We start from the raw sequence: 12,079 nt of genomic DNA, 5'->3' as shown, positions 1-12,079 counted from the left end.
CTGTAGTTTTGTAGGTTGGGTGTAGCGACAGCGAAACCCAACATTATAGTCTGGTTAATGTTGGGTTACACTCCGTTCCACCCAACCTACATAATGTCCTTTTTGAAAAACTCCTCTTTTCAAGATGGACGAGGTTTAGTTAAACAAATTCATACAAATACATAAACAGAGTAAATTATGGCTTCCAACACTAAAACCCATTTAATTCATGATCGAAATGCACGTGGTCGTACCCAAACAGGATGGCTCGATAGTTACCACACATTTTCCTTTGGTAACTTTTATGATCCTAATCGTATAGCATTTCGTTCTTTGCGTGTAATTAACGATGACCGGATAGTTCCTGGTGCAGGTTTTCCTACCCACGGTCATAAAGACATGGAAATTCTCACCTATGTCATAGAAGGTGCTATTGAGCATAAAGATAGTTTGGGTAATGGTTCAATCATTCGCCCAGGAGAAGCACAAATTATGAGTGCTGGAACTGGAATTTTACACAGCGAATTTAATCCTTCTGAAACAGAACCAACCCATTTATTGCAAATTTGGATTATTCCCAATCAGCAAAAACTACAACCGAGATATGATCAAAAGGCTTTTTCTATCGAAGAAAGAAAAGGAAAATTACGCTTAATTGCAGCAAAAGATGGACGTGATGGTGCTGTGAAAATTTTCCAAGATGTTGATTTATACACATCTATTTTAGAAGCAGGTGATGTTGTAAATTATCATCTTTTACCTAACCGTTATGGTTGGTTGCAAATCGCTAAAGGTGTCGCCAAACTCAATGGTGAAGAACTCCGAGGAGGTGATGGTGTGCAAATGAATGGCGAAGAACAACTAGAAATTAGTACTGATGTTGGTGCAGAAATCTTGTTGTTTGATTTAGGCTAAAATGTAACAGTTCGTAGTGAGCGCTACCCTGCGGTAACGCTGCGCCTACAGCGCTCATTACCGAATAGGAATTGTAATGACAAACTCTGTACCCTTTTCTGGTGATGAAATACATCGTAATGATCCGCTATGCTTTTCAGTAATGATCTGGTAGCTAATTGATAATCCGAGACCAGTTCCCTTTCCAATGGCTTTAGTGGTGAAAAAGGGATCAAAAATGCGATTTTGTATTTCTTGGGGAATTCCTCTTCCGTTATCAGCAATACGAATGATCATCTTGTCATTTCTATATTCGGAAATAATGCGAATTAAGGGATTTGGACAAACCCCATTTTCCCAAGCTTCATCTAAAGCATCAACTGCATTTGCGAAGATGTTCATGAATACCTGATTTAATTGACCTACGAAACATTTGATGCGAGCCATCTCACAATATTCTTTGACCAGTTGAATTTGCGGGCGATGAGTTTGTGCTTTGAGCCGATGTTGCAAAATTAATAAAGTACTGTCTATGCATTCATGCAAATCAGCAACTTTAAATTCAGCTTCATCTAAGCGAGAGAAGATTCGTAAAGAAAGGACAATTTGGTGAATGCGTTCAGCACCTACTTTCATTGAAATCAGCAATTTGGGTAAATCTTCTATAACATATTCAATATCAATTTCTTCTAGCACATTTTCAATATCTGGGTTTGGATCAGGGTAGTGTAGTTGATAAAGTTGAATCAAACGCAGTAGGTCTTTAATGTATTGATCCGCATATTCAATGTTACCGTAGATGAAGGAAACAGGGTTATTGATTTCATGAGCAACCCCAGCTACTAGCTGTCCCAAAGAAGACATTTTTTCGCTTTGAATTAGTTGCAATTGGGTTTGTTCAAGTTCATGTATAATCTGTTTTAAGTCAATATTTTTTTGCTGAAGTTCTTGTGTTCTTTCCTCTACTTTTTGCTCTAAATTTTGGTTATATAATTCTAACTTGATGTTTGCTTCATGCTGTTCTATTAAAAGTTGCTTTACTTGTTGAATTAACTTATTCAAAGAAATAGCTAATATCCCAACCTCATCTTCACTAATGATTGGAGCTTGCAAATCAAAGTTAAAGTTTTGTGTAACTTGTTTAGCAATAAAGGTAACAGCTTTCAAGCGACGAGTAATTGTTTTGGCAATGAAAAATCCTACAACTGTGACAAGTATACCTCCTAATAAAAACAAAAATACCAACCGTAGCCAAAGCATCCTTTGAGCAGTTTCTAGTTGCAGAGTAGGAGAAAGCACAGTTATCGCAATAGACTGAATTGCACCGAAAAAAACAACATTTTTAGCTAAATATCTTTGATTATCGATTACGAGTTTGGCAGTAGATAAATCTGATGGTGGAGGTTGCCATTTGATATCTTTAACTTTTGGTAATGTTGTTGCAAATATGTTATTTTCTTTAATAGCAACCAATTCTTTAGAAGAACCATCAGCCATTTTTTGTAAAAAGTTATTATTCACTAAATGACCAATGATAATTCCTCCTATTAATCTTGTTGAGGATTTGATCGGATGAATTACAACTTGTAGGACTTGTTGATTTTTTTCCACACTGACGAAATCACTAAAACTAGCTCCACCACTAGCACTATTAGTAATTACTTGATCGAGTAGCTTCGCTTGTATCAGTCCTGCTTGCCGTGTATCCAGTAAAATATTACCCTTGGTATCGACCACCTTAATCCAATCTAAATCCAGAGCAGTTCTGAGGGGTAGTAAAGTTTGTAGGAGTTTTTGTTTATCCTGCTGTTCAATCGCCAAGCGAATTGTATCTTGGTCGGCGATCAAATTGACTTGTGTTTCCAGACTTTCTTGCTCATACTGCAAATCTTGGTGAACCCGGTCAGCAAAACTTGCAACTTCCTGACGAAGACTCTGCTCAAGAAAATCCGTAAACCAATGTCCAACAATGAATAAACACAATATAAATACACTCAAACATACGCACAGAAATGGCAGAATAATCTTCTGGCTGAGATTGAGTTGAAAGCGAAATTTTCGCATGATTGTTGCTGAGAGTTTAATGACTAGGAATAAAACCTTTATTTTGCAGTAGTTTCGTACCTTCATCGCTAAAGATGAAATTGATAAAATTTTCAGTGGTAGGTGAAGGTGCTTTATTCCAAATTAGTCCAATATTACGTACCATCTGATATTTACCGTTAGCAAAGTTTTCTTTGTTAGGAGCGACACCATTGAGACTCAGGTGATTGACTGGTAGTTGATTGCTTACAGAATAAGCAAAAGAAAAAGCACCGATTGAATAAGGGGTGCTTTGTAAAGCATCAATTAATTCTCCCTCTTTATTTAAAATTACGGCTTGAGTTGTGGTTTTGTCTTTACCCAAATAGTATTTTCGCAATAACTTTTTGGCAGATTCATCTTCTGGTCTATCTAATACCACAATTTGGGCATTAGGTCCGCCTAACTCTTTCCAGTTAGTAATTTTTCCGGCGTAGATTGACTTCAATTGAGCAGTTGTTACATTAGTAACGCCTTCAACGCTATTGTGAGTAGCAACTGTGAGCATATCTTTTGCGAATTCACGATATTTAATTTTACCGTTATCCTCTTCAGGCTTGAGTTTATGACTGCTACTAGCAATATCAATGATGCCATTTTTCTGTGCTGCGATCGCTCCTTCGGATTGCCTCAGAGATATAAATTCAATCTTGGCAGTTTTATTTTGGGATTGATAAGCTTGTGCTAATAATTTCACAATCGATACTGTGGAGCTAGAACCACCTATTTTGACGGTTGGTTGAGTTTGTGAATTATTCTGGCTGGTGAGTTGACTCGAATTTGTTGTCGTAGTCGATTTGATAGAATTACAGCTGCAAAGTCCTAGAAAGATCATTCCTAAAATTACTGGAATCCTAATTGTTTTCATAGATCAATACCAATAAATATCCTTAGTTTTGTGATTCTGAGTTTAAAGTACCCCAGTACCAAAGCAAAGTAACAATTTATTAGGTAATGGGTAAACTGATATCGACCTACTCTTTGTGAAATAAGTGCAATGCGATCGCTTTAAGAGTAATGTAGAATAGTTGGTATATGGTTGGTATTGCCAACCATCAAACAAATAAGTTAAATCAGCGAGAACAAACAGAACGCAAATTACAAAACGTAAACATCCTTCAAACCCTTACCCATGATGAATAACAAATGACGAATGACAACCCCCACCAGTAATTTCAGTGTCCCGACCTACTTAGCAATTCTGAGCAACTGAGAAAATAACTTTTGATGACGATTAAAGTTCAGCAGTAACTTTAGCTGTTAGTTTTTGCAATTTATTCTCATTTTGGAGCCTTGGAAGCGTCTCTAAGTCGCTCTCAGTCAGGCTTTTGCAATACTTAGGTTTTGATTTTCTCCCAATAATTAAAAAATTTTAAATCGCATTTATTATCAAAAAAAAAGTGATATGTTGGATACAGAATTGAATTTCGCATATTTCTGGAGTAGTTGTCCGTAATCTGCTCCAGATTTCCAAAACCCAAAAACGCATTAATAATAAGCCTCTGGGTCGATGACAAGAAGTCAGTCCCAATGAAAATAGGACTCCTCCTACACCCCTATTCCCTTAGACCCCCACACCCAGTTTCAAGTCCGCGAGTACAACTTAAAAACAAGCTCAAAAAAACTTAATTTTATTTAAAACCTTTGTGAGGACTAGGTTTGAGGTGAGTACAAAAAGACTTGTCCCCTCCTCCATAAATACCTGTACTTCCACCTCAAAATACTAGTACCCCTACCCAAAAAATTTTTCTGATCTTTTGTTATGCCCTCATAATCGAAGTTTGAAAATTTGAGTACAAACTTAATAAATTTAATAAATCTTATCCAAGTTGCAATCCAGTCTCCCTCTCTCACGGCTGATATAAAACATATATCGCCAATCACTTGACGCACCAATCAAGGAGCGATGAGTGAGTGGAGGGATGAGATAGCACCATGCCCCTGTGAACAGAAGTCGCGCCTGTCAGCGCAAATTCCACCCGTATCTTGTGCATGACACACCAGCCGAGAAAAATAGGGTTAAATAGCCTACCCCGAACCCCGGTGGGCAGCGCTATAAACAGACGCGACTTCCATTCCTTACAAATCAGTAAACAGTGAACAGTGATTAATTTTTTGATAACTGATAACTGATAACTGATAACTGATAACTGGTTAGTGTTCCATCTCCCACAGTGGCTTTTGCCAGTCCATCGACACCTTGCGAAATTCAATGAATCTATCGTCTACAGGACTCGTCACCTCCCCAATTACGGAAACTGCAATCGCATCGAAATCCAGTGGTTGCGGTAGCGGATGCAGTAGCAGCGCCACCGGGGAAATGGATGAAAAACTTCAACAGCGCATTGCCAACCATCCCTGCTATAGCGAAGAAGCTCACCATCACTATGCTAGGTTGCATGTTGCAGTTGCTCCTGCTTGTAATATTCAGTGCAACTACTGTAATCGCAAATACGATTGTGCTAACGAAAGTCGCCCAGGCGTAGTTAGTGAATTGTTGACACCAGAAGAAGCAGCACACAAAGCTTTAGTGATTGCTGGCAAAATTCCCCAACTCACCGTTTTAGGAATTGCAGGCCCTGGTGATCCTCTAGCAAATCCAGAAAGGACTTTTCGCACCTTTGAGTTGATAGCAGAGAAAGCACCCGATATCAAACTTTGTTTATCAACCAACGGTTTAATGCTTCCCGAATATATCGATCGCATTAAACAATTAAATATCGATCACGTTACAATCACCATTAACATGGTGGACCCAGAAATCGGTGCCAAGATTTATCCTTGGGTTCACTACAAGCGCAAACGTTACAGAGGTATCGAAGGCGTAAAAATCCTCCACGAAAAACAAATGGAAGGATTGCAAGCCCTCAAAGAAGCCGATATTCTCTGCAAAGTCAACTCGGTAATGATTCCGGGAATTAATGACGAACACTTAGTAGAAGTCAATAAAGTCATTCGCTCCCACGGTGCATTTCTGCACAACATCATGCCATTGATCTCGGCGCCAGAACACGGCACTCACTTCGGCTTAACAGGACAGCGTGGTCCCACTCCCAAAGAATTAAAGGCAGTGCAAGACGGCTGTGCTGGTAACATGAAGATGATGCGCCACTGTCGTCAATGCCGTGCCGATGCGGTAGGATTGTTGGGAGAAGACCGCAGCCAAGAATTTACTAAAGATAAATTCATGCACATGGCTCCAGAATATGACCTTGCTCAACGGCAAGAAGTTCACGCAGGTATTGAGAAATTTAGAGAAGAACTCAAAGCTGCTAAACAACAGGTTGTAGCCGCACCCGTAAAAAACAGCCCGAAAATTCTAGTTGCAGTTGCAACCAAAGGCGGTGGTTTAGTTAACCAACACTTCGGTCATGCCAAGGAATTTCAGGTGTACGAAGTCGATGGTAGCGAAGTCCGCTTTATCGGTCATCGTAAAATAGACCACTATTGCCAAGGTGGTTATGGCGAAACAGCCACTCTGGAAAATATTATCGAAGCGATCGCAGATTGCAAAGCAGTACTTGTTGCTAAAATCGGTGATTGTCCCCAAGAAAAACTGCACACAGCCGGCATCCAAACTGTTGAAACTTACGACACAATTGACAAGGCTGCTTTAGAGTTTTACCAGCAATACATCCAAGAAAAAGTTAGTTAGTAGTTCATCGTTAGTAGTTATTAGTTAGTAGTTGGTAGGTAATCACTAACCACTATCCACTAACTACTAACCACTCTCTACCATCCATTACCCAGCACTCATTACCCAGAACCCAATCCTCAATCTACTCCCTTCAATGGAGGATAGTATGGCTTACCAAATAACCAGCGAGTGCATTTCCTGTAATCTTTGTCAATCTGTATGTCCGACTGGCGCAATTAAAATAGATGGCGATCGCCCCTGGATTGATCCTGAACTTTGTACAAACTGCGTTGGTAGTATTCACACCGTACCTCAGTGCAAAGCTGGTTGTCCTACAAGCAATGGTTGCATAAAAGTTCCTACCGATTACTGGGAAAGCTGGTTTAACACTTATTACCCATTGGTCGCAAAATTAACAAAAAAACAAGATTATTGGGAGACTTGGTTCACTTTTTATTCGCAGAGATTCTCTGAGCAGTTACAGAAACGTCAGCACCAAGTTGCCTAATTGTTGATAGATGGTTGTTGGTTGTAACGAACAACGACCAACAAACAACCAACAAACAAATTTTAAACAAAATTGGAAGCAATGCAGAAAAATTGTATTTATTTGGATAATAATGCCACCACCAAAGTAGATCCTGAAGTTGTAGAGGCGATGCTACCTTACTTGACGGATTATTATGGTAATCCCTCTAGTATGCACACCTTTGGCGGACAAGTAAAAAAAGCAGTTAACAAGGCCCATGAACAAGTTGCTGCTCTCCTTGGTGCTGACGAATCAGAAATCATCTTCACTAGTGGTGGTACAGAAGGAGATAACGCCGCCATTCGAGCCGCACTGTTAGCGCAACCAGATAAGCGACACATTATCACTACACAGGTAGAACACCCAGCAGTCCTAACTCTCTGCAAACAGTTGGAAAAGCAAGGTTATAATGTTACTTATCTGTCAGTAAATCACGCAGGGCAGTTAGACCTAAATGAACTAGAAGCTGCACTCACTGGTAACACTGCCTTAGTCAGCATTATGTATGCTAACAACGAGACTGGCGTAGTTTTTCCCATTGAGCAAATTGGTCTGAGAGTTAAAGAAAGCGGCGCTCTTTTTCATGTGGACGCGGTGCAAGCAGTCGGTAAACTTCCGATGAACATGAAGACTAGCACCATTGATATGTTAACCATGTCCGGTCACAAAATTCATGCACCCAAAGGAATCGGTGCTTTATATGTGCGGCGTGGTGTGAGATTTCGCCCGATGCTCATCGGCGGCGGACAGCAACGCGGTAGAAGGGCGGGAACAGAAAACGTTTCAGGAGTTGTAGCCCTTGGTAAAGCTGCCGAATTAGAGTTATTACACATAGAAGAAGCGACGGCTAGAGAAAGAAAATTGCGCGATCGCTTAGAACAAACTATTATTGCAACTATTCCCGACTGCCAAGTCAACGGTGATTCTACGCAGAGATTGCCCAACACCACGAACATTGGCTTCAAGTACATTGAAGGTGAAGCAATTCTCCTCCACCTGAACAAACACGGTATTTGTGCATCATCTGGTTCTGCTTGCAGTTCTGGCTCTTTGGAACCTTCCCACGTTTTGCGAGCAATGGGCTTACCCTACACCATTCTGCATGGTTCGATTCGCTTCAGTCTTTGTCGTTACACCACAGACGCCGAAATTGATGCTGTGCTAGCAGTGATGCCTGGTATTATTGAACACCTACGCGCCCTCTCACCCTTCAAGAATGACGAAGCAAGTTGGCTGCAAGAACAAGAAAAAGCAGTCATCGGGGCTAGAGGATAGAAGGGGGACACGGAGGACAGGGAAGACAAGGGGAACAAGGAGGAATTATTCTCCCGATCCCTGATCCCTAATCCAAAATCCAAAATCCATAGACGCACGAAGTGCGGCTTCTCGACAGAGTAATCTAAAATCCAAAATCGGCTATGTGGGACTATACAGATAAAGTATTGGAACTGTTCTACAATCCCCAACATCAGGGAGCAATAGAAGACAAGGGTGAAGCAGGAATTAAAGTTGCTGTTGGTGATGTCGGTAGCATTGCTTGCGGAGACGCCCTGAGACTACACCTAAAAGTTGAGGAAAATACAGAGAAAATCCTTGAGGCTCGTTTTCAAACTTTTGGTTGTACCAGTGCGATCGCTTCATCTGAAGCTCTGGTAGAACTAATCAAGGGTAAAACTTTAGATGAAGCCCTGAAGGTTACTAATAAAGAAATTGCTAATTACTTGGGTGGTTTACCAGAAGCAAAAATGCACTGCTCGGTAATGGGACAAGAAGCGCTAGAAGCAGCTATTTATAATTACCGAGGTATCCCCCTAGACACTCATGAAGATGATGACGAAGGAGCTTTAGTTTGTACTTGCTTTGGTATTAGTGACGTCAAAATCCGGCGGGTAATTGTTGAAAATAACCTTACCACCGCCGAAGAAGTGACAAATTACGTCAAAGCTGGTGGCGGATGCGGATCTTGTCTAGCAAATATTGATGACATTATTGCATCTGTGCAAAAAGAAAAAGTATCTGCCACTGCTGTAAGTAATTCCCTCAATCAAACTAATGGTAAGTCAGCCGTAAAACCACTGACGCCAGTGCAAAAAATTGCACTAATTCAAAAAGTCTTAGATGAAGAAGTTAGACCCGTGTTGATCGCCGACGGGGGAGATGTCGAACTGTTTGACGTCGAAGGCGTTAGCGAAGCTGGACGCGAAAGCGTCCTTCGCGTCAAAGTGATACTGCAAGGTGCTTGCGGTTCCTGTTCTAGTAGCACAGCCACATTAAAGATTGCGATCGAATCTAGACTACGCGATCGCGTCAGCAAAGACCTTGTAGTCGAAGCAGTTTAGTCAATGGTCATTAGAGACGCGATGTTCCTCGCGTCTAATGACAACCAAAAATTTACCAATAACAAATATGCTCAACATTCCAACCTTTTTTGCGATAGAGCGAGCACCACCATCGGTGACGTTCTATAAAGCGGTCACTGCTGACCCAACTAAAGTGAACCTAAACACAAATCCTCTAGACCCACCAAACCAACCAATTGCAGGAGAATAATTAATCATGACTGAGAATATCAGACAGATCGCTTTCTACGGTAAAGGCGGTATCGGTAAGTCTACAACTTCTCAAAATACCCTTGCCGCTATGGCAGAAATGGGTCAGCGGATTATGATTGTCGGATGTGACCCCAAAGCTGACTCTAGTGATATTTACATAATAGGCAGTAAGTTTGTAGTAAGCACCCTTGGTGCTTAAATGAGGACTAAAGTCCTCACTACAAACCTAGTCAAGGTGTGTAATAAACACTAAAATAAAAACCATGATCCTGAGCATTTTCACCGCGATCGCGCAAATCAACAAAGGGAACAGCGTAATCTAAGCGTAAGTTTAAGTGGGGAATTGGTTCCCATAAAAATCCCAACCCTGCGCCAGCTAAAAATCTCTGGCTGGGTAAATCGTCGTTATTAGGATTATCGGGGTGATTCCAGACTACACCCAGATCAACAAAGGGCGCTAATTGCATAGTAGAAGCTCCGGCTTCATTGCGTTCTAGGGTAATGCGGTCTTCCAGGGAAAATCGTACTCCATTATCACCATAACGAGCATTTTGCCGGAAACCCCGCACCGATTGACCCCCACCAATAACAAATTGTTGTGATGGTAAAAGACTATCTGGTGTCAATTGTAAATCGAGTGCTGCAATCAGCAAATTATCATTATTTAACTGCTGTACTCTCTGTACCTGACCCAACCAACTCAAAAAGCGACTATCCGGGGTAGGATGATCATTTATAGTGGCATCAAACAAGCCTATACCGATGTTAAATTGCGATCGCAAACTCCAAGCACCTTTAGGATCTCGCTTAAGATAATCTTGCCCAAATTTAAATACACTAGTACGGCTGACACCATCTGCATCAGGGCCGATACCAAAAGGAATCGGTAAGTTATTAAAGATAAATGTTTGACCGTCTTGGAATGTAAACCCCAAGGAGAGAGCAAATTCTTCCCTGGGTGAACGAATTAGGGGTTGACGATAAGTAATTTCATAAAGATTTGAGTCACCACGAATATCTAGATTCGCAAATTCCGGGTCAGTAATTTTGTAATCATTAATAGCAGCACGTATCTGCAAAGTGCCATCCATAGGGTTGAGAGGAATACGGTAACTCAAATCATACAGATTCGCTCCTCCTGTGGTTGAACGTTTGTAGGAAGTAGCTATTTGGTCGCCGGAAACTATCAAATTACGATAAGCTAGACCAACACCAAACTGTTCCGAACCAACACTAGGGGGCGAGTAATTATCAATACCAAAACTTGCCTTGAAAGAGTTTGCTTCCGTAACCCGCACGATTAAAATGCTCTGTCCAAAGGTTTTTCCCGGTCTGAGACTGGCTTCAACGTTCTTAAATAAAGGGTCAGCCCTTAGTAATCTTAATTGGTCTTCCAGCTGATCTTTATTCAGGGGATTTAATTGTGCCAGCTTAATCCGATTGATGATGTATTTTGGACTGACCTTTTTAGTCCCTTCTACCTGAATTTCTTCTACTCCCCCTTCAAAAATCCTAAATACCACCACACCACTAGCAATGGTTTGGTCTACTAAAACCGCTCGTGATGTAATATAACCACGATTCAGGTAAAGTTGAGTAATTTTATCTGCTACCCCTTGCAGTTCTGAGACTGTGACAGTTTTTCCTTCTACAGATTGAGTAATAGATTTAATTTCCTCAGAATCTGGACGAAAGACTTTGCAATTTGCTTTGTCCTCTAGACCACATTTGACTTCTATTTTTTTGACTAATAAAGATTGTTCTGGCTGAGATGTCTCTACTGGTTCTGGGGTTGAAGGAGTAGTATCAGGTTGATTATTTTCACTGGGAACTTCTTCGTTGGGAACCACTTCTGATTCGGGATTTGTAGTTGGGGATGGTGATGGCTCTAATTGTGCCACTTTGTTGATTGTGTTGGATGCTGAAATGTTTTTAAATAAAGGATTTTGGTTAGCAGCGCAAGCATCATTTAGCCAGAGTAAAGTGATTCCAGTGGGTACGATAATTCCACACTGAAAAAAGATCATAATATTTTTCCACATATCCCAAATTCAGTTATTAATATTATTTAATTAACTATCCAGAATATGAATTAATCAAATTACTTTGTCAATAATACTTATGGCTACTTTTTTATATTAAATTATGTTGAATTATATTATATTTATTCCGCTTAATTACTTTCGATATGTCATTGCGTAGCCTAACAGACCAAACAAGACCGATTAATTATGCACTTTGAATTTAAAATCAGATCAAAACCACAATTAAACCACGTCTACTTTGAGAACTGTAGTTTTGTAGGTTGGGTGTAGCGACAGCGAAACCCAACATTATAGTCTGGTTAATGTTGGGTTACACTCCGTTCCACCCAACCTACATAATGTCCTTTTTGAAAAACTCCTC

The 12,079-nt window shown here is 40.5% G+C and carries 8 protein-coding genes and 1 pseudogene; 6 read left to right on the top strand and 3 right to left on the bottom strand.

Going from position 1 to position 12,079, the window contains the following annotated elements:
* The first annotated feature begins 177 nt into the window (after positions 1–177).
* Positions 178–894, top strand: a complete 717-nt coding sequence (locus ACE1AT_RS19135; RefSeq protein ID WP_374871145.1) for a pirin family protein — start codon at positions 178–180, stop codon at positions 892–894.
* 57 nt (positions 895–951) lie between these two features.
* Here the strand turns inward: ACE1AT_RS19135 and ACE1AT_RS19130 are convergent, their stop codons facing one another.
* Entirely contained in the window at positions 952–2,937 is a 1,986-nt protein-coding gene (locus ACE1AT_RS19130) for an ATP-binding protein (RefSeq protein WP_374871143.1), read from the bottom strand.
* A gap of 16 nt (positions 2,938–2,953) precedes the next feature.
* Positions 2,954–3,823 carry a substrate-binding domain-containing protein gene (locus tag ACE1AT_RS19125; protein WP_374871141.1) on the bottom strand — a complete coding sequence of 290 codons (870 nt, stop codon included), beginning with the start codon at positions 3,821–3,823 and terminating at the stop codon, positions 2,954–2,956.
* 1,344 nt (positions 3,824–5,167) lie between these two features.
* Here ACE1AT_RS19125 and nifB point away from each other — a divergent pair.
* The 5 genes and pseudogenes from nifB to ACE1AT_RS19100 all read left to right on the top strand — a co-directional run.
* On the top strand, positions 5,168–6,610 hold the full coding sequence (gene nifB, locus ACE1AT_RS19120; protein WP_374871139.1) for a nitrogenase cofactor biosynthesis protein NifB: 1,443 nt from the start codon (positions 5,168–5,170) through the stop codon (positions 6,608–6,610).
* A gap of 148 nt (positions 6,611–6,758) precedes the next feature.
* Positions 6,759–7,100 carry a 4Fe-4S binding protein gene (locus ACE1AT_RS19115; protein WP_374871137.1) on the top strand — a complete coding sequence of 114 codons (342 nt, stop codon included), beginning with the start codon at positions 6,759–6,761 and terminating at the stop codon, positions 7,098–7,100.
* 81 nt (positions 7,101–7,181) lie between these two features.
* Positions 7,182–8,396: a cysteine desulfurase NifS gene (gene nifS / locus ACE1AT_RS19110; protein ID WP_374871135.1), complete on the top strand. Its 1,215-nt coding sequence runs from the start codon at positions 7,182–7,184 to the stop codon at positions 8,394–8,396.
* 143 nt (positions 8,397–8,539) lie between these two features.
* Positions 8,540–9,460, top strand: coding sequence for a Fe-S cluster assembly protein NifU (nifU, locus tag ACE1AT_RS19105; RefSeq protein WP_374871133.1), 921 nt, complete (start codon positions 8,540–8,542; stop codon positions 9,458–9,460).
* Between the two features lie 214 nt (positions 9,461–9,674).
* Positions 9,675–9,833 (top strand): annotated as a pseudogene (locus ACE1AT_RS19100) (ArsA-related P-loop ATPase); the annotation flags it as partial.
* 70 nt (positions 9,834–9,903) lie between these two features.
* Here the strand turns inward: ACE1AT_RS19100 and ACE1AT_RS19095 are convergent.
* Positions 9,904–11,700: a ShlB/FhaC/HecB family hemolysin secretion/activation protein gene (locus ACE1AT_RS19095; protein WP_374871131.1), complete on the bottom strand. Its 1,797-nt coding sequence runs from the start codon at positions 11,698–11,700 to the stop codon at positions 9,904–9,906.
* Between the last annotated feature and the right edge of the window lie 379 nt (positions 11,701–12,079).

The sequence above is a fragment of the Pelatocladus sp. BLCC-F211 genome, assembly GCF_041928655.1.
Lineage (GTDB): Bacteria > Cyanobacteriota > Cyanobacteriia > Cyanobacteriales > Nostocaceae > Pelatocladus.
Note: the sequence above shows the minus strand (reverse complement) of the source record. Positions and strands in the feature narration are given on the sequence as shown.